25 protein-coding genes and 1 pseudogene are annotated in these 17,267 nt (G+C 43.5%); 15 read left to right on the top strand and 11 right to left on the bottom strand.

Annotated elements, in window-relative coordinates; translation table 11 throughout:
• Positions 1 to 8: 8 nt before the first annotated feature.
• The 3 genes and pseudogenes from XZ46_RS25460 to XZ46_RS25455 form a co-directional block, all read right to left on the bottom strand.
• Positions 9 to 667 (bottom strand): annotated as a pseudogene (locus XZ46_RS25460) (Uma2 family endonuclease).
• A gap of 118 nt (positions 668 to 785) precedes the next feature.
• The gene (locus tag XZ46_RS34855; RefSeq protein ID WP_157234563.1) at positions 786 to 923 is read right to left on the bottom strand and encodes a hypothetical protein; all 138 of its coding nucleotides are present in this window, start codon (positions 921 to 923) and stop codon (positions 786 to 788) included.
• Positions 924 to 1,006: 83 nt separating this feature from the next.
• Positions 1,007 to 1,405, bottom strand: a complete 399-nt coding sequence (locus XZ46_RS25455; protein WP_006622844.1) for a response regulator transcription factor — start codon at positions 1,403 to 1,405, stop codon at positions 1,007 to 1,009.
• A gap of 504 nt (positions 1,406 to 1,909) precedes the next feature.
• Between XZ46_RS25455 and XZ46_RS25445 the strand changes: the two genes are divergently transcribed.
• The 4 genes from XZ46_RS25445 to XZ46_RS35635 all read left to right on the top strand — a co-directional run bounded on the left by XZ46_RS25445 (position 1,910) and on the right by XZ46_RS35635 (position 5,962).
• Positions 1,910 to 2,584, top strand: a complete 675-nt coding sequence (locus XZ46_RS25445) for a lecithin retinol acyltransferase family protein (protein ID WP_008056100.1) — start codon at positions 1,910 to 1,912, stop codon at positions 2,582 to 2,584.
• Between the two features lie 22 nt (positions 2,585 to 2,606).
• A complete protein-coding gene (locus XZ46_RS25440; RefSeq protein ID WP_006622847.1) occupies positions 2,607 to 3,887 on the top strand; it encodes an ABC transporter substrate-binding protein in 1,281 nt (426 codons plus the stop codon).
• 81 nt (positions 3,888 to 3,968) lie between these two features.
• The gene (locus XZ46_RS25435) at positions 3,969 to 5,687 is read left to right on the top strand and encodes a serine/threonine-protein kinase (RefSeq protein ID WP_008056102.1); all 1,719 of its coding nucleotides are present in this window, start codon (positions 3,969 to 3,971) and stop codon (positions 5,685 to 5,687) included.
• 101 nt (positions 5,688 to 5,788) lie between these two features.
• Entirely contained in the window at positions 5,789 to 5,962 is a 174-nt protein-coding gene (locus tag XZ46_RS35635) for a CAB/ELIP/HLIP family chlorophyll-binding protein (protein ID WP_006622850.1), read from the top strand.
• A 125-nt stretch (positions 5,963 to 6,087) separates the two neighbouring features.
• Here XZ46_RS35635 and XZ46_RS25425 read toward each other — a convergent pair whose 3' ends face one another.
• The 6 genes from XZ46_RS25425 to XZ46_RS25400 all read right to left on the bottom strand — a co-directional run bounded on the left by XZ46_RS25425 (position 6,088) and on the right by XZ46_RS25400 (position 11,224).
• Complete coding sequence (locus XZ46_RS25425) at positions 6,088 to 7,164, bottom strand: D-alanine--D-alanine ligase family protein (protein ID WP_006670563.1); 1,077 nt, start codon at positions 7,162 to 7,164, stop codon at positions 6,088 to 6,090.
• Positions 7,165 to 7,357: 193 nt separating this feature from the next.
• Positions 7,358 to 7,765 carry a DUF309 domain-containing protein gene (locus tag XZ46_RS25420; RefSeq protein ID WP_006622852.1) on the bottom strand — a complete coding sequence of 136 codons (408 nt, stop codon included), beginning with the start codon at positions 7,763 to 7,765 and terminating at the stop codon, positions 7,358 to 7,360.
• A gap of 139 nt (positions 7,766 to 7,904) precedes the next feature.
• The gene (locus XZ46_RS25415) at positions 7,905 to 8,270 is read right to left on the bottom strand and encodes a ferredoxin thioredoxin reductase catalytic beta subunit (protein ID WP_006617433.1); all 366 of its coding nucleotides are present in this window, start codon (positions 8,268 to 8,270) and stop codon (positions 7,905 to 7,907) included.
• A 114-nt stretch (positions 8,271 to 8,384) separates the two neighbouring features.
• Positions 8,385 to 8,927: a cyclic nucleotide-binding domain-containing protein gene (locus XZ46_RS25410; protein ID WP_006622854.1), complete on the bottom strand. Its 543-nt coding sequence runs from the start codon at positions 8,925 to 8,927 to the stop codon at positions 8,385 to 8,387.
• A 150-nt stretch (positions 8,928 to 9,077) separates the two neighbouring features.
• Positions 9,078 to 9,896 (bottom strand): tetratricopeptide repeat protein, encoded by an 819-nt coding sequence (locus XZ46_RS25405; RefSeq protein ID WP_006622855.1) that lies wholly within the window; start codon positions 9,894 to 9,896, stop codon positions 9,078 to 9,080.
• A gap of 53 nt (positions 9,897 to 9,949) precedes the next feature.
• Positions 9,950 to 11,224, bottom strand: coding sequence for a glycosyltransferase family protein (locus XZ46_RS25400; protein WP_008056109.1), 1,275 nt, complete (start codon positions 11,222 to 11,224; stop codon positions 9,950 to 9,952).
• Between the two features lie 103 nt (positions 11,225 to 11,327).
• Here XZ46_RS25400 and XZ46_RS25395 point away from each other — a divergent pair, with 103 nt between their 5' ends.
• The 7 genes from XZ46_RS25395 to XZ46_RS25375 all read left to right on the top strand — a co-directional run bounded on the left by XZ46_RS25395 (position 11,328) and on the right by XZ46_RS25375 (position 14,578).
• The gene (locus tag XZ46_RS25395; RefSeq protein ID WP_008056111.1) at positions 11,328 to 12,563 is read left to right on the top strand and encodes a DUF4336 domain-containing protein; all 1,236 of its coding nucleotides are present in this window, start codon (positions 11,328 to 11,330) and stop codon (positions 12,561 to 12,563) included.
• A 312-nt stretch (positions 12,564 to 12,875) separates the two neighbouring features.
• On the top strand, positions 12,876 to 13,121 hold the full coding sequence (locus XZ46_RS25390; protein ID WP_006622858.1) for a type II toxin-antitoxin system RelN family antitoxin: 246 nt from the start codon (positions 12,876 to 12,878) through the stop codon (positions 13,119 to 13,121).
• Positions 13,111 to 13,470, top strand: a complete 360-nt coding sequence (locus XZ46_RS25385; protein WP_006622859.1) for a type II toxin-antitoxin system RelE family toxin — start codon at positions 13,111 to 13,113, stop codon at positions 13,468 to 13,470. The genes XZ46_RS25390 and XZ46_RS25385 overlap by 11 nt, the downstream gene beginning before the upstream one ends.
• Before the next feature lie 178 nt (positions 13,471 to 13,648).
• A complete protein-coding gene (locus XZ46_RS34850) occupies positions 13,649 to 13,891 on the top strand; it encodes a hypothetical protein (protein ID WP_157234564.1) in 243 nt (80 codons plus the stop codon).
• Between the two features lie 14 nt (positions 13,892 to 13,905).
• On the top strand, positions 13,906 to 14,154 hold the full coding sequence (locus XZ46_RS25380; protein WP_006622863.1) for a UPF0175 family protein: 249 nt from the start codon (positions 13,906 to 13,908) through the stop codon (positions 14,152 to 14,154).
• 11 nt (positions 14,155 to 14,165) lie between these two features.
• A complete protein-coding gene (locus XZ46_RS34845; RefSeq protein ID WP_006622865.1) occupies positions 14,166 to 14,315 on the top strand; it encodes a UPF0175 family protein in 150 nt (49 codons plus the stop codon).
• The gene (locus tag XZ46_RS25375; RefSeq protein WP_008056114.1) at positions 14,306 to 14,578 is read left to right on the top strand and encodes a PIN domain-containing protein; all 273 of its coding nucleotides are present in this window, start codon (positions 14,306 to 14,308) and stop codon (positions 14,576 to 14,578) included. The genes XZ46_RS34845 and XZ46_RS25375 overlap by 10 nt, the downstream gene beginning before the upstream one ends.
• Before the next feature lie 153 nt (positions 14,579 to 14,731).
• Here the strand turns inward: XZ46_RS25375 and XZ46_RS25370 are convergent, their stop codons facing one another.
• Both XZ46_RS25370 and XZ46_RS25365 read right to left on the bottom strand, forming a co-directional pair.
• On the bottom strand, positions 14,732 to 15,118 hold the full coding sequence (locus tag XZ46_RS25370; RefSeq protein ID WP_006670553.1) for a type II toxin-antitoxin system VapC family toxin: 387 nt from the start codon (positions 15,116 to 15,118) through the stop codon (positions 14,732 to 14,734).
• Complete coding sequence (locus XZ46_RS25365; RefSeq protein WP_006622871.1) at positions 15,118 to 15,342, bottom strand: DUF2281 domain-containing protein; 225 nt, start codon at positions 15,340 to 15,342, stop codon at positions 15,118 to 15,120. The genes XZ46_RS25370 and XZ46_RS25365 overlap by 1 nt, the downstream gene beginning before the upstream one ends.
• A 184-nt stretch (positions 15,343 to 15,526) precedes the next feature.
• Here XZ46_RS25365 and XZ46_RS25360 point away from each other — a divergent pair, with 184 nt between their 5' ends.
• The 4 genes from XZ46_RS25360 to XZ46_RS25340 all read left to right on the top strand — a co-directional run bounded on the left by XZ46_RS25360 (position 15,527) and on the right by XZ46_RS25340 (position 17,101).
• The gene (locus tag XZ46_RS25360) at positions 15,527 to 15,736 is read left to right on the top strand and encodes a hypothetical protein (RefSeq protein WP_006622874.1); all 210 of its coding nucleotides are present in this window, start codon (positions 15,527 to 15,529) and stop codon (positions 15,734 to 15,736) included.
• Positions 15,737 to 16,012: 276 nt separating this feature from the next.
• Positions 16,013 to 16,201, top strand: a complete 189-nt coding sequence (locus tag XZ46_RS25350; RefSeq protein WP_006622878.1) for a hypothetical protein — start codon at positions 16,013 to 16,015, stop codon at positions 16,199 to 16,201.
• A 290-nt stretch (positions 16,202 to 16,491) separates the two neighbouring features.
• On the top strand, positions 16,492 to 16,785 hold the full coding sequence (locus XZ46_RS25345; RefSeq protein ID WP_006622881.1) for a type II toxin-antitoxin system HigB family toxin: 294 nt from the start codon (positions 16,492 to 16,494) through the stop codon (positions 16,783 to 16,785).
• Positions 16,786 to 16,798: 13 nt separating this feature from the next.
• On the top strand, positions 16,799 to 17,101 hold the full coding sequence (locus XZ46_RS25340; protein WP_006670551.1) for a helix-turn-helix domain-containing protein: 303 nt from the start codon (positions 16,799 to 16,801) through the stop codon (positions 17,099 to 17,101).
• Positions 17,102 to 17,267 lie beyond the last annotated feature (166 nt).

The following is a 17,267-nucleotide window of genomic DNA, read 5'->3' as shown; positions in this document are numbered from 1 at the left end:
CACAATTATCAGAGGGTTTCTGGATCGATACCCAATTCCCGGAGTTTCGCCAAGGCGCGATCGCGTTCTTGTTGTGCGCGATCGCGTTCATCAAACAAATCCCCCGGTTCTTTGAACAATTCCCCATTAGGATGATACACAGCTAAACCATCATCAAACAGTTCAAAGCGAATGTTCAACAGTGGGGAAGTCCAGGGGAAATCTAGGGGGGTAATTAACACCAAGCTATCTTCGGGGGTAGCCCGTTGAAAACCCCAAAAATTATGGGATTGGGGATTATAAAAATACATCTCCAGCACGCCATACTGTTGATAAAATTGTTGTTTGGCAGCCATTTCGCTCATGGTGTTACTGGGAGAGAGGATCTCAAACACCACTTGCGGCGGAATGTTGTCTTCTTCCCACTGTTTATAACTACCGCGCGCGCCATCAGGACGACCTAACACCACCATCGCATCAGGGGCTTGTCTGGGACGGGGGGACGTTCTACCTGGACGGGATACCAGAGTAAATCCCCCGCCACAAAAGCCACTTGTGACTTGAGAAGTTGTTTAAGGTTGCTGACTAGCCGCACAATCCAGCCATACTGGAGGGTATTTTCCGCCATCGGTTTACCATCAGAGTCGGGGTAGAGGATATGAGGGGGGATAGGAGTTTGAACCATCATTCAGTACCCGGATGAATCAATATTCACCTATTATATAGCGACCCTAGAACGGTTGTGGAATCAGCCCTCGCCCTCAATCTGAATCCCAGAGAGGGAGAGGAACTTTTGCTCACAATTATCAGAGGGTTTCTGGATCGATACCCAATTCCCGGAGTTTCGCCAAGGCGCGATCGCGTTCTTTTTGGCAGGGGGATTTAGGGTAATGGATAATAATATGATGATGCGGGAGGCTAAAGCTGTTAATTACATTGACCACCTACCATATTAATCAACCCGCCTTAACCCCCATTTTGGGGGCGACTTATTACTTAGTATATATTGATAAGTATCTCTATGTAACTACTGCATTTGTCCGGCTACAGTCAGAATTTTATGCACAGTTATTTGTAGTTGTTCTGGGTCAAAAGGTTTAGTTAAATATTCAGTAGCGCCGGCTAAACGCCCTTCAATTTTATCGCAGACAGTATCCCTAGCAGTTAACATGATAATCGGTAACTTTTCTAAATGGGGAGTCCGCCTAATAATTCGACATAATTCTAAGCCATCTACACCCGGCATAGCAATATCTAACAACATTAAATCAATCGAATCATGATGTAATTGTCCCAAGGCTTCTAGGGTATTGCTGGCTACTAAAATTCGATAATTTTCCCCTAGGGTTTGTCGCACCATTTTTTGGATTACTAGACTATCATCCACTGCGAGAATGGTAGCTGGGGAGGTTTCATTAAGACACATAATTATTCTCCTTGATGCTTATTGAAATCTGGGTTAAATTCAATAATATAATAGAGTGAAATATTAGCTTTGTGCAGCCCAATTATGGCGATCGCCTATATACCAAAAAACTCTATGGACTGGCCAAAATTACCCGACTGGCTTACCTCATCAATTCACTGAGGGACTCGCGCCCTTTGATGGTTTGTCAATGGGCGTATTCAGCCCTTGACCTGTTCAAAAGTTTAAGTATAATGTCAAAAGCCTTTCCTCCCATTATATAACAATGATTCCCTGTCAAAACTAAAGATTTATTTAATGGTATAATCTTGTTAACCAAGTCTTGACGGTTAACCCTCGAATCTAAATCACCTCCCTGATAGTATATTGTTGAGGAAATCCCCCAGTAAATGAGGCGATCGCAGTTGACTGTTTTCACTGTTTGTGGTATAATCACCAATTCGCTGTCAACTCAACTAAATTATGTCAAACTATGAAGGATAATGGTTTGTTAGGTGGAGTCCTATGGCGCGAGGAGATCAGATTTATGTTTACCGGGAATTTCTGAATATGGATGGAGTCTACGAACATCACGGTATTGACTGTGGAGACGGGACAGTTATCCATTACCGCAAACCCAGCGAAACCATTGAACGAACATCCTTGAGAACTTTTAGCAAAGGTAAACCAGTTTATATTCGCAGTTATCCAGTCCGCTATATTCCCGAGACCACCATACAAAGGGGAGAAAGTAGGCTAGGGGAACGCAAATATAATCTACTATTTAATAACTGTGAACATTTTGCCACCTGGTGTGTAACCGGAGTGAGTGATAGCCGACAAATTCGTGATTTTATTCCAGTCATCAACCATATAAATGTTGACAGTTTAGAGGACCCGATCGCCAAAGCCTTACGAACAGCGCCCAACGATAATTTACCGCAGTTAATTAATAATGCCTTAACCGATATTAGAACCGCGTGGAATGATATTCAACCCCAATATCAAGAAGCCTTAGCCGAAATGAAATCCTGGCATCAAGTAGCAATTAACGCCATGAAGCAAAACCGGGAAGACCTAGCCAGGGAGGCACTAAAACGTAAACAAACCTATAAACAAAGGGCGCGGGAATTAGAAGCGGACTTAAAAAAACTAGCAACTCTGACTGAAGATTTAGTACAACAACAAACCCAACTGTAGCCCAAAAACGAGGCATAAAACCATGGCAAAATCTCCAGATAATCACCGTTCAAGTAGCCCGTTAAAATGGTGGAGTAAAATTGTCCTAATTTTAGGTTTATGTATATTAGTGGGTGGTTGTCAATTTCAACCCCCGACAACAGAGGGAGTGATTAACCTAACTTTGTGGCATGGAATTAATCCCCCACCCAACCGGGATGTTTTCCAAAAGTTAGTCGATCGCTTTAATCAAGACCATCCCCATATTCAGGTAGAAGCGCTTTATATAGGTCAACCTGATCAACAAATGCCGAAAATCTTAACCGCAGTAGTCGGAAATGCGCCGCCAGATATTTTATGGTATACACCAATTATTACAGGTCAACTGGTAGAACTAGATGCCATTAAACCGATTCAAGATTGGTTAAATAACTCCCCGGTAAAGGCAGAAATTGATCCGGCTTTATGGACAGGAATGGAATTAGAAAATCAGATTTGGTCTGTACCTATGGCAACTAATAATACAGCCATTTTTTATCGTCCGAGTTTATTTGCAGCCGCCGGAATTGAGACCATACCTTCCACTTGGTCAGAGTTCCGAGAAACCGCCGCCAAATTGACAGCAGCAGGGGAGAAGTATGGGATAGTATTACCCCTAGGTAAAGGGGAATGGACGGTATTTACCTGGCTACCATTTATGTATAGTGCGGGTGGAGAATTAGTCAGAAATGGTGAAGCCAATTTAGTTAATCCTGGGGCGATCGCCGCCTTAGAATTTTGGTCAAATTTGATAGAAGATGGTTCAGCAATTCTCTCCGCACCGGAAAGAGGTTATGAACAGGATAACTTTATTTCTGGTAGGGTGGCGATGCAAATTACCGGACCTTGGACTTTAGGTTATCTCGACCAAATTGGTATTGATTATGGAGTGTTTCCTATTCCGGCGGAAAATCAACAGGCGGCGGTAGTTGGGGGTGAAAATTTGTTTGTGATGAAAACCACCCCAGACCGAGAAAAAGCCGCCTTAGAGTTTCTCGAATATGTAGTCGGATCGGAATTTCAAACGGAGTGGAGTTTAGGAACCGGATATTTGCCGATTAATTTAACAACTCGCCTTGACCCCCGTTATCAAGAATATGTGGCTAAACAACCAGCTTTGAATGTCTTTTTACAGCAGATGAATTGGGCGGTATCTCGTCCGAATATTGCGGGATATAGTCGCATTTCCGAAAATTTGGGTAGAGCGATCGAGGCTACACTATTAGGACAATCGCCCCAGTCCGCCCTCAAAGCCTCTCAAAACCGCCTGAGACTAGCGTTATAACCGACAGCCGAAATTTTCCCGTCCCGCCGTAAATTTGGATAAATTGCCTGATTAGAAAATGCTGTTAACACCCACAAAAACATGAGTTATTGTATTAACCCAAAGTGTTTACAACCCCAAAATTCTGACCAGGAAAAATACTGTCAGAGTTGTGGATTTTCCCTGTTGTTACACAACCGTTATCGCCCCCTACAACCCATTGGACAAGGGGGATTTGGTCGGACTTTTTTGGCGAGAGATGAAAGCAGACCATCCCATCCTCATTGTGTAATTAAAGAGTTTGATTTTCCCGAAAAAAATGCCAGCTATAATCATGCTGTCAAGTTATTTAATCAAGAGGCGGTGCGCTTAGATTGTTTGGGGGAACATCCTCAAATTCCCCGGCTATTAGCTTATTTTGAAGAACATCAACTTTTGCTATTAGTTCAAGAGTATATTCCGGGGAAAACGTTATTACAAGAATTTGAACACGATGGATTATTTGATGAACCCAAAATTTGGCAGATATTACGAGATTTATTACCAGTGCTTAAATTTGTTCACGATCGCGATATTATTCACCGAGACATCAAGCCAGCTAACCTCATTCGTCGCAGTCTTAGACACCCTTTACCACCCTCTCCCATAGGTTTTAATAACCCAGATACCATAGGGGAAACTCGCACCAGTGCAGCCATAGGTAATTTATCCTTAGAGTCAATTCGCGATCGCCCTCGACCATTACCGCCGCCACCCCCTCGACCCTCGGGAAAATCGATAAATTCCGAATCTAAAATAATCGAAAATGGTCTGATAGTATTAATTGATTTTGGCGTGGCTAAGTTACTAACAGCCACCACCATTAGTCGCACAGGAACTATTATCGGTAGCCCCGAATTTATGGCACCAGAACAAACTCGCGGGCGAGTATTTCCAGCTAGTGATTTATATAGTTTAGGCGCAACTTGTTTATATTTACTTACCGGAGTTTCCCCCTGGAATTTATATGATACCGTCCTCGAAAAATGGGTTTGGCGCGATTTTTTATCCCCCGAACGTATGGTTAGCGATAAATTAGGAAAAGTCCTTGATAAATTAGTCAATAATCAAATCCTACAGCGCTATTCTTCGGCGGCGGAAGTGTTAGCAGCCATTGCCACATCACCCCCCAAGACCTCCCCTCCACCCCGGAAAGTTATCAAACCTCAGTCCCCACCTAAAACCGCCCATAAAGCCTCAAAAACTAGGAAGCATAAAACCTCCCCCCCATCATCTCAACCTGCGAATTTAACTGACAATTTAAAGGGTAATTTTCAGGCAATGTTAGGGCGAATAATACCCGCATTAACTCAACCCCCAGATGATGAAGATTTGGCTTCCGAGAATGGTGTAGACTATGGAGAATTACAGCAATTATTAGCGACTCATAGATGGCGAGAAGCTGACCGAGAAACCTGGATTATGTTATGTCGCGCGTTAGGTAAAGGCGGACGACCCTACTTACATTATAGCGATTTGAATAAGTTACCTTGTGAAGATTTGACCATCTTAGATAACTTATGGGTTAAGTATAGTAATCATCGCTTTGGGTTTAGTATTCAAGCCCAAATTTATCTACAGGAAGGGTCAGACTATGGGAAATTTTGCGATCGCGTCGGTTGGCTAAAGTCTATCGGACACGACCCCTCACTCGGCTTTCGCTATAATTTTAATATTCCCACAGGACACCTTCCCACCCGCATTTGGGTAATGAATGGGGGTAAATGGTGGCTACACTTGGAAACCATCACCCAACGACTAAAAGACTGTGGTTTGATTTAATTAGCTGCGGTGGGGGTGTGGTTTTCTCCCGATTTTTGGTCACCGAGACACAAATTATTATATTATAATTGGATGGTGATGCTCTCAGGACTCAACATCTAATGACAGAAACCCCTCAACCAACTACAACCCCCAACTTACAAGAACCCAAATTTGGGTTTAACTCCTATTCGGAACGCCTCAATGGTCGCGCGGCGATGATTGGGTTTGTGATTACTTTGGCGATCGAATATTTCACCAAACAGGGACTACTAGCTTGGCTAGGGTTAAGCTAAATTGCGATTTTCCGCCCTGAATCCGGCGATTTAACGACCACTAACCCCCCCAGCTAAGGGGGGGGATGATTACCACCTTACCAGGTCTTTCAAGGCAGATTTATGGGGGGTATTTGGGCAGTAAATTAGCGGGCTTCAGCGGCTTGGGTATGCCTTTCTAGGGCTAATTCAATGAGTTGATTTACCAATTCTGGAAAGCTGATTCCTGTGGCTGACCACAGTTGCGGATACATACTTAAAGCGGTAAAACCGGGGAGGGTGTTGATTTCATTCAGCAAGACTTCTCCGGTTTTTTCGATATAGAAGAAATCTACCCGCGCTAGTCCAGCAGCATCGACGGCGAGGAAGGCTTCGATCGCCATATCTCGGACTTTAGAAGCGATCGCTGTATCAATAGGCGCTGGAATCATCAGATTAGCTTTGCCATCAGTATACTTAGTTTCGTAGTCGTAGAAATCGCTGTTATAGCTAATTTCTCCCACCACGGACGCTTTCGGATAATCATTGCCTAAAACAGCACATTCTAGTTCTCTGGCTTCGACTCCTGCTTCCACAATAATTCGCCGATCATAGGTAGCCGCAGCATCTAAAGCCGCTTCGAGTTCCTGACGCGATCGCACTTTGGAAATGCCAACAGAAGACCCTAAATTAGCAGGTTTCACAAAGCAGGGATAACCCAAAGCCGCATCAAGGTCATCGCATAATTTCGGGAAAATACAGGGGTTAGACCATACTTGACTACGCCGCACTGCTTGATAACGCACTTGCGGAATTCCCGCCTGAGAAAAAGCCATTTTCATGGCGATTTTATCCATACCAACCGCAGAACCGAGAACTCCCGAACCCACATAAGGCACTTGCATTAAGGTTAACATACCCTGAACTGTGCCATCTTCCCCATTAGGACCGTGAAGAATGGGAAACCAAAGGTCTATATCCTTTACAGTGGCGGGGTCAGGAATGCGATCGCTTGGTATCACTTCCCCTGTCACTGTTAGGGGTTGACCCGACTCTAAAACCGCTTCCGCCTCGGTCCCTCTATGCCACACCCCATTTTTTTCTATATATATGGGGACTACCTCATATTTACTGGGGTTTGGGTCTATAGAGAGTGCATTGGCGATCGCCTTAGCCGAGGTAATGGACACCTCATGCTCTCCCGAACATCCACCAAATAACAGTGCAACCCGGAGTTTTGTCATATTACCCTACAACCTAATTTCCCGATTCACTTTGACACAATCTCTGGAAAAATCCAAGCTAATGGCGGGATATTTTCTGATTTTACCGTGTATGGCAACCAGTATTACGTCAGTTTCTTTCTGATAGTCAACAGAATCTTCCTGAGAGCAGCTTGCTGTTGTCCAAGTGGTTTTTCAATCCATTACGCTCAACCTATAAAGACGTAGTATCTAAAATTTCAATGGTTGGCAAAATCCCAGTTTTATGGTTTTCCAAACCTTCTCTAAAATCCTGCACATTTTCCTTACCTGATTCTTGCAAAGCCTTTAATAGGGTCGCCGTTTCCGTCACTAATTTCTCGACATTAATATCAAAATAACTCGGCTGATAGTAACCCAGGCGAGAAATTCCTTCCCCCATCAAAATAACTGCTCCTTGCCAATTATCATTACTGAGATGATACAGAGAAACAGCAATTTGTAAAATGCCTTGATAAAACCGCTTTTCGGGTTCTCCGGCTTCCATCCAGATAGCTTCTAAAGTATCATGGCAGGCGTAAAATTCCCTTTGATTAAACTCATTAATTCCTTGCCAAAACTCAGGAGGAATATCTTTAACCATTGTCTTATCCTTACCTATAGCACAACCCGCGACATTACATAAATAATATAATCCCCCTGTGAATAAGGGGGAGTTAGAGGGAGTTAGAGGGGGGTAAAATAACTTTTACCTGTTCCCTAGTTACTGGTGATATGGTAGCTCAAACCATGCTTTTTCTGGCTTCTTCTAACACTTCCATCTCAATGGTTTGCTGATCTCCGGCAAAATCATTATCTGGGGTTAAGAAAAGCATACAATGGCACTCTTTGCGTTCCCGCATAGGGATGCAAGGACAATTCCAGAAAGCATCTTTGACCTCTGCCTCTTTATCTTCATAGTGGCGGCAGGGACATAGGGGAGAACCTAAATCATCCTTATGCTTGGCAAGTCCTTCAATCACTACGGCTGTCACTGAAGGTTCCGCACAAAAATAGGTTCCAGTTCGTTTAGCATACTGTTCGGCGAATCGCTTCATCGCCTCTAGGCTTTTGGGAGTGGAGAGTTTTTCGTTGATCTGCTCTGTCATTATGGAAGCACTCTTGACTAAATCCGCTTTTAATATTTTAACCCAAAACCGGATCTTGTTCAAATTCTACCTAGGGCGATCGCCAAGTTTCTCCATGGGTCTTAGGCATCCCGTTTAGGTTGGCACTACATATTCACCTCGCAGACGTTGTATAATTTCCCGAAACCGATATCCGTCCTCATCGAGAGATTGCTCAATTTCTGTGGTAGAACTATTAGTTTCAGAAGGTAATGGTTTTTGTTGACCAAACTGGGTCACAGTATTTCGGAGACGATAGGACAAAAACTTACTTACTGCTCGATAAAATCTCAGAGAAAACAAAGCATCCCACTCCAATTTTTCTGATAATTTTTCACGAGGAACCGATAAGACTAAACAAGGTTCTTTGGCGCTAACTGTTGCTGAAGGCATACGACCATCAACAAAAGACATTTCTCCGATAACTTCTCCTATACCCAGTGTAGCCACTTCTCGATTTCCCAAGGCGGCTACTGATGCCACCAATGTACCATCAAGAACGATATAAAGGGCTTCAATTAGCTGACCTTCTGTAATTAAAACCATGCCAGACTCAAGTTGCTGTTGCTGACCATTAGCAATAATCCAGTCCAGGTCACGATCGCTCAATTCTCCCAGAATAGCTAGTGTTTTATTCATAGATCATCACGAAGGTAATTATTAACAATTTAGGATAGCTGCCTAACCAGTTACCACCTCACCCGTGAATCAATTAATTACTACTCCTCACTATTTGGCTATTTTTGGACACCCTGACTGCTTTAACTGTTGATAGCCTATCCAGCACCATCAATACAATTGTAGCATAAGCTGCTTACGATACTGAGGGATAAGTGGATGATCTGGTCCGAGAAGGTCAAACACTGCGATCATAGCTTTTCTAGCGCCATCTTCGCGATATTTACGACTAATGCCGACAATCTTTAGAAATAATGAAAGACCCGCATCATATTCCTCATTAATGATATGCTGGCAGGCTTGAGCATAAAGCTGTTCTATTTCGGTTTCTCCAGGGTTTTCAGCAGCGACTCGAAATTCAATCAATTTTTCGACAGCACGCGCCTTAGCATGAAACTCTCGGTTATCGGGTCTAATAGTTGCCAACATTTTTTGGGCGGCTTCAATTTCATTAACGGCAATGAGAAACTGAGCAGCTTTAATAATTAGTTCGGGATGATTGGGATATTTCTCAAACAAAAAATCAAACAAATTTTTAGCTTGTTTGAGATTACCGGAATGAGTAGCATTGTCAATAGCGGACAATCCATTTTCTAACTCTGATTTAAGGTTAAACCCCGCCAACAATTCCCGCAGTTGCGGTTCAGCGATCGCCCCCACAAAACCAGGTTTAACCTCTCCTTTGGTAACCATACGAACATCAGGAACTCCCTGAATACCATATTGACTAGCTAATTCAGGATTCTGATCTACATCGACCTTGGCTAAGATAAAATCGTATTCGGTGGTCAGTCGCTCTAGTATGGGTTTCATGATTTGACAAGGGCCGCACCAGGTAGCAAAAAAATCGACCATCACCAATGTTTCCCAAGACTTATCAATAACTTCTGCCTGAAAATTATCCTGATTAACGTCAATGGCATATCCCATATTAACCTATCTCCTGTTGCTGATATAGATACTAATTTATCCCAATTTACCAACTATTGTGACAAGGTTTCAAGTACCATATTAGCCAATTTTTGAGAGGCTCCAGGTTGTCCCCGGACTTGTCGCAAGCGATCGCGAATAGTTTGGAGACGGTGGGGGTTTTGCAAATATTCCAAAATGCGATCGCCAATAAATTCTGGTTGTAGCCTCCCCAAAAATTCCGGGACGATTTCGGAACCGGCCCAAATATTCGGCCAAGCCAATAATTTACCAGTACGTTGTATATACGATAGTGCTAGGCTATTAATTCCCTTAGCCAGGAAGCCACCAACACCAGGTAAATTGGCTAAAATCCCTGGGATACCATCCCACGCACGCATAGCATCAAGTTGATAACTAGGAAGCAAAACCACCATAGGTATAGCTAAAGCACCCAATTCCGCAGTATTAGCCCCCACGGTGGTGACAGCGAAACAGCAGCGGGAAAGTAGGGGATAAGCGGGGTTTTGAGTATACAGACTCACGTTTAAGCCAGTTTTGGTTTGTAGGATAAATTGATCACCTATCTGTTGGAGATCCGCCGCCACACCGGGGAAATAACTAAGGATGGGGTTATATTCAGGATTAGCCAGTTGTGCAATGGTAGAGACCTCGACCGTGGGAGCGACAGGAATGATAAATTGAGTTTGAGGGCGGCGCTGGTGGATATATTGAGCGATCGCCAAAGTCAAAGGCACACCCTGAACCAGTTTAGCCATTTTCGAGCCAGGAAGCAGAGCGATAAGTTCGGTCAGAGGTGGCTGTAGCAGCGAGTAAGGCTGGATTGGCTCCTGGGTTGGGGGGGAAGTCACATCAGCCATCAAGTCGCCTATAACAGTGCATTTTGAGGCGTATAAGTGAGGTATACGGCTAATGGTTTCGGGTTTCATGACGGCAAATTTGTCAATCCATCGCCACCAACGGATATCCCATTCTGCGTAAACTATACTTTGATATGCCAGGCGGCGGGCAATAATCGGGGTAAAGGCTTGGTCGCCGCCCAAAAATAAGACTAAACCCTTTTCTCGCCAATCCCAATTTTGGGCAGTTTTTCCTGAGAGTAAAAATTTCCAGAAGTGTTGGGGACCCTGAATGCGGTCAATGGCTAAAAGCGATCGCCCGATTTCTACTTCGTTACCGGTAGCGTTAGGACAAGGTGATAGAATCAGGGAGGTTCTCAGATCCAGATGGCTATTTTGAGATCTAATAGCTTCTAGGACTGGTCGCACCCAGGTAGTTAGTTCTCCCGGACCGTTGGAGAGGATAAGGATATCGGCGGCTGTGGACATTGGTAGGGCGATCGCTTAGTTATCATGATTGAGTATTATCTAATTTTCCCCTAGAAACCAGGTTTCTGATAACCTCTAATAAGTGCTATGAACCGTAATACCAGTGGAAAGTCAACCGGAACACCCTAACCCCCTCAGTCACTCTTCAGACTGGCGTTGGCCATGGTGGCCCTTAGTCCCCCTCTACCCATTTAGTCAGCGTCGGACTATTCGCCGGGAAGTAGTCAGCGATCGCATTTGGACTTTTGAACAGGTCCAAGGTATTCTGTATGTGGTGGTTCCCATTCGCATGACCGTCATTCGGTTGGATATGGGGGGATTATTAGTTTATGCTCCTGTGGCTCCTACTCCTGAATGTATTAGACTGGTGAATGAGTTAGTAGCTGAATATGGAGAGGTGCGCTATATTATCCTCCCCACCACCTCCGGTCTTGAGCATAAAGTGTTTGTCGGTCCCTTTGCGCGGAAGTTTCCGAAAGCTCAGGTTTTTGTGGCTCCAGATCAATGGAGTTATCCGTTCAAATTACCCTTGAGTTGGTTAGGTTTACCCCCGAAACGTACCCATATTTTACCAGCAGATTGTTCTGAGACTCCGTTTTCCCGCGAGTTTAGTTATGCGATTTTAGGCCCGATTAATTTGGGATTAGGAACCTTTGAGGAAGTGGCATTTTTCCATTGGCGATCGCAAACTTTATTACTGACAGATACGATAATTTCTATTCCCGAAAAACCCCCAGCCATAGTGGAACTAGATGCCTATCCTCTGTTATTCCACGCGCGAGATAATGCCTTTCAAACCGTGGCAGATCACCCGACCACCCGCCAAAAAGGATGGCAGCGAATCACCCTATTTTCCCTGTATTTCCAACCAGATACATTAGAGCCAGTGCCATTCAAACAAGCTCTCAGTGATGCTTTAAAAGCAAGCGATCGCTCTCGAAAAGCCTATTTTGGTTTATTTCCCTTCCAGTGGCGATCGGGCTGGGAAGAAGCCTTTAACACCCTCCGAAGAGACGGCAATATATTAGTGGCTCCCATTCTGCAAACCCTGATCTTGAATCGTTCGCCACAACTGACCCTCGCCTGGGCGGATCGTGTTGGCGAGTGGAATTTTAACCGGATTATTCCCTGCCATTTTGACGCACCGATAACAGCCACCCCCCCGGCTTTTCGGCAGGCTTTCAGCTTCCTAGAATCCCAGGAAGCGCCGCCAAATGGTTATTTAGGCAGTTCGAGTCATCCCCTCCCCGCCGGAGATTTTACCATCCTCCAAAATATAGATAAACGCCTAAACCAATGGGGAATTACTCCCCCACCAGCATCAGCCAAAATCCGTTAAATTTATCTAATAGCTAACCCTGATATTGGTCAAATCTCATCAGGATCTGAATGCCTAAGCATACCTATAACTCCGATATAACTCGGATGCGATCGCCACATCCCAGATTAATATATGACTGTGACATTCCCCGACCCCCAGAAACCCGGTTTCAGACTTGACTGAGTTTTGGGGAGGGTGGGGAGGGAAAAGGAGAGAACGGAACCGTATTTGTGAGTGATAAATGTGCTAAAATCAAATCATAACAGACATAAAAATGTTGGGTTACTTTTGCCCAGGTAGCATTGGTATGACATATTTTGAGGTAAGACAATGAAGGCATTTGAGGTATTGGGAAAAGTCAATCATCAGGGTCACATTTTGCTAGATGAACCTTTAGAAGTTAAACCTGATATTCGGGTCAAAGTTATCGTTTTGATATCTGATGAAGATGAATTGGATGCTGACGATACTCCGGTTGAGGAAATTCAAGCCAGTTTAATCCGAGCGTTGCAAGATGCTCAAGCCGGAAGAAGAATTCCCCTAGAACAAATGTGGGAGGGAATTGATGCCGAATAATCCTGAATTAGTGAACATTTATTTCACACCTGAATATCGTGATAACCTCAAAAAATTAGCCAAAAAATATCGAAATATTCGCTCTGATACTCAGGGGTTAATAGAGGAACTCCAAAAAGGCTCGGTGTTAGGCGATCGCCTTTCGGGTTTTGGTGATCATCTTTATGTTTACAAGGTCAGAGCTAAAAATAGTAATATCCAAAAAGGCAAAAGTGCTGGATATCGCATTATTTATTTACTGGAATCAGAAACCAGCATTTTGTTATTGACGATTTATAGTAAATCGGAGCAGGAAGATATTACTAAGGAGCAAATTAAAAGTATTTTAGATAATTTTCATCAAGCATAGTAAAGTGGGTGGGGTTCAAGAAATCGGTTTTCTTACAGCATCTATATCTGGTTCAATAAGATTTAAGCAATCAACCTATTTTCTGAGTCTCTGTGTAGTCAAGAAACAGGGTTGATAAAATCCCTTAAATTTATCTAATAGCTAACCCTGATATTGGTCAAATCTCATCAGGATCTGAATGCCTAAGAATACCTATAACTCGGATATAACTCGGATGCGATCGCCACATCCCAGATTAATATATGACTGTGACATTCCCCGACCCCCAGAAACCCGGTTTCTTTGGGGTAAAATGGGGATGGTATTCTCTACCCGGTGTGTGGCGATGGATGAAAAGCGATCGCAGTCTTATCTCTCGCGGATTCAAGAACTCGTTACCTTTGCCAAGCGGCTGCTGGGGAATGAATGTCTTTTGAAATGATGAGGTGATGGTAGATGCAAGAAATTAACATACAAATTTCCATCGAATTAATTGAGCAAGGTGAGACGGCAGTTTTAGAACAAATTGCCATGCAACTTTACGAAAATAAGGTGTTTACCTTTAGTCAAGCCCGTCGGTTGTTGAATTATTCCCTGTGGGAGTTTCAAAAACTGTTGGGAGAAAATCATGTTGTTCGGCAATACGACCAAGATGATTTAGCAGAGGATATCGAAGCGATTAAATCAGGATTGTGGGATGGTTAAAGTCATTTAAAATGCTATTGATTAATTTTGCAAGTATTAGTCGCTATATCTCTCAGTTTAGATTCCAACAGATTCTCTCAGAGAGGGGCATCAATATTCATTACGATTTGGAGGAATTGCAGGAGGATATACAGCATTTAACGGCTAAGGGATGGCTATGATTGTCGTGAGTGATACTTCTCCTTTAAGTGGGTTGGCATTGGAAGTGAAAGCAGAAGAATTATTGATTGATGAACGGTTAGGACGAAGGGAAGCAATCAATTTGGGGTTGTCGATTACGGGATTATTAGGAATTTGGCTAGTGGCAAAGCGTCGGGGTTTGATTCCTCAGATTAGACCGATTATGGCTCGTTTAATCTGGGAGGCTAATTTTCGGATTGGCTCAAATTTATATACAGAGGTTTTAGCGGCTGCTGGGGAATGATAAAGTGATAAAAATCTGCGTTTGGGGTGGGGGAAAAGAAAACGGGTTTCTAGCCAAGTCTCTGTTCTTTTACAAATATTTTCTAAAGAAACCCGGTTTCTGGGAGGTTTCTGGGAGGTTTGTGAGTCTCGGTGGAGGGTGGTTTGAGATGAACTAAGAAAGTATTTTTACTTCATATTGCTCAAACATACCATCTCCTGATACCAAGGTTAAACCTTCAGATTTGGCTTGGGAAATCAATAATCGGTCGAACGGATCTCGATGATGGAAGGGTAACGTTTGTAATATCAATAAGTGCGAAAGCTGAATGGGGAGAATTTGAATACCGCTGGGAAGGATAAAATTGATTACAATTTGTTCTAGTGGGATTGCCAGTTCGAGTTTACCGAGGCTGGTTTTAATGGTTATTTCCCAGAGGCTAACAATACTTAGGTGCAAAGTGTTGCTTTCATCCTCGATCGCTTGCCTTGCGGTTTGGCTAAGATTTGGGTTGCCTTCTATCAGCCAAATCAAGATATGTGTATCTAATAATAATCTCATTACATATACTCAGCAAAATCATCAAGGGGGGCGTCAAAGTCTTCGGCAATCTTGATTTTGCCCTGCATACAACCAAATAAATTTTTACGGCTGATTTTTGGCTCTACAAATAGGTTTGGCTGTTGTTGCCACTGGGTAATTAAGTAGGAGACGAGTTGCAACTGCTCTTGGCGATCGAGTTGGGTGACTTCTGCTAAGACTTTTTCTAGGAGGGGACTCATCATTTACCTCAACTTGGGTATTTCTTTGATTATACTATTTTGGGAGGGGAAAGGGTAAAAAGTCTGGGAAAAGAAACCGGATTTCTCGCCAAGTCTCTGTTTCTTAACAAAAATTTAACAAAGAAACCCGGTTTCTCAGTTATGGGGATGGGGTAAAATGGAGATACTATCCTGAAGCTGTTGCATCATGGTAACCACCGAAACTGAAATCTTAGCGATTCTGCGTAACCTCCCCCAACCCGCCCTGGAAGAAGCTAAAATCTTCTTAGACTTTTTAGCTTGGCGGTATCAAAATACCTCAGCCAAAGGAGCAACGTTAATCGCAAATCTGCGGGGAAAAGCCACAGGGGATATGACCACTGATGAGATTCTGAATTTAACGCGGGGTGAGGAATGACGGATTTCCTCGTAGATAGTAATGTAATTCTGGATGTATTAACTGAAGATTCCCATTGGTTTGACGGGTCAGCCGCGCAACTAGCTGATTGCGCCGAAAGCGGATTCAAGAACTCGTTACCTTTGCCAATGGGATGGAGTTGTCTGGGATGGGGGAACTATCTCGGTAATGGTGTGAAACCCAAATAAAATCTCTATTGTTACCCAGGAAATCACCATGAATATTAGGCAATTGATTGATTTCGCCGACCCGGTTAATTTATGAGGAAAAATAGTCATGAAAGGAATTCAATTTGTGGTGAATGAAGCCGGAGAAAAACAGGCAGTATTAATTGATTTGGCTGAGTGGGGTGAGTTATGGGAAGATTTCTATGATGTGTTGGTGGCTCATGCTCGTGAGCAGGAGGAGGAGGTGTCTTGGGAGGAGTTAAAACAAGACATCCAGGCAGAAGCGAATCGCAAATGAAGGGTATGCTGTCCGGTTTAAGAAGTCGGCGGCTGGGGTGGTTCGGATTGTGCGCGTGAGGCATCGTCGGGATGTCTATCGGAGTTGATTTAAGGATGCCGATTAGTCTCAAGTCACAAGGGGATGGCAGGCGGGAAAAGAAACCTGGTTTCTAGCAGCATCTGGTGTTTCTTCACAAATATTTAAGAAAAAAATTGGGTTTCTCAGTCGCGGGGATGGTGTAAAATGGGGGTGCTATCCTGAGCTATTGCGTTGCAATTGATGATTAATGATTGAGGGAAAACGTTGTTGTGAGGATTATTGCTCGCAGTACATTACGAGAGTTTTGGCAGTTGCACGCCGATGCTGAACAACCATTAAAGGCTTGGTTTCAGGATGTCCGTAGCATGAACTGGACAAGCCCAGCAGATATTAAAGCGATTTATGGTAATGCCAGTATTCTTCCTAATAATCGGGTGGTTTTTAATATAAAAGGAAACAATTACCGGATAATTGTTCATGTTCGTTATGATTTGGGGATTGTCTTTATTCGCTTTATTGGTACTCATAAGGACTATGATAATATTGATGCAACCACGATTTAAAGAGGTGAAACCCATGAAATTAAAACCCATTAAAACTGAGGCGGATTATCGTGAAGCTTTAGCAGAGGTTGAACGGTTATTTGATGCGCCTATAAATACGGATGATGGGGATAGGCTTGAGGTTCTGACAGCCCTGATTGAAGTCTATGAAGAACAACATCATCCCATTGAGTTACCATCACCTTATGAGGCTATTTTATACTATCTGGAAAGTCGCCAGCTACCTGTTTTAAGTTTTATTGATGGATTGAAGCGGCGCGGGGTAAGTGAGCAGGTGATTCAAGAGGCTTTAAATGAATCGATAATGGAGAATTGAGGAAAAGGAGCAAATTTCAGGGCTAGTCTGCGGGGAAAAGCCACGGGTCTTCTATAGGGTGGGATTGGTTGCAGGGAATACAAAATTGTAGAGGCGAAAAATTTTTCGCCCCTACCGCAACGGGTGTAATCTGCTATCAATTTTACTTATCATCTTGAACCCAGAA

Source organism: Limnospira indica PCC 8005, from assembly GCF_000973065.1.
GTDB lineage: Bacteria > Cyanobacteriota > Cyanobacteriia > Cyanobacteriales > Microcoleaceae > Limnospira > Limnospira fusiformis.
Note: the sequence above shows the minus strand (reverse complement) of the source record. Positions and strands in the feature narration are given on the sequence as shown.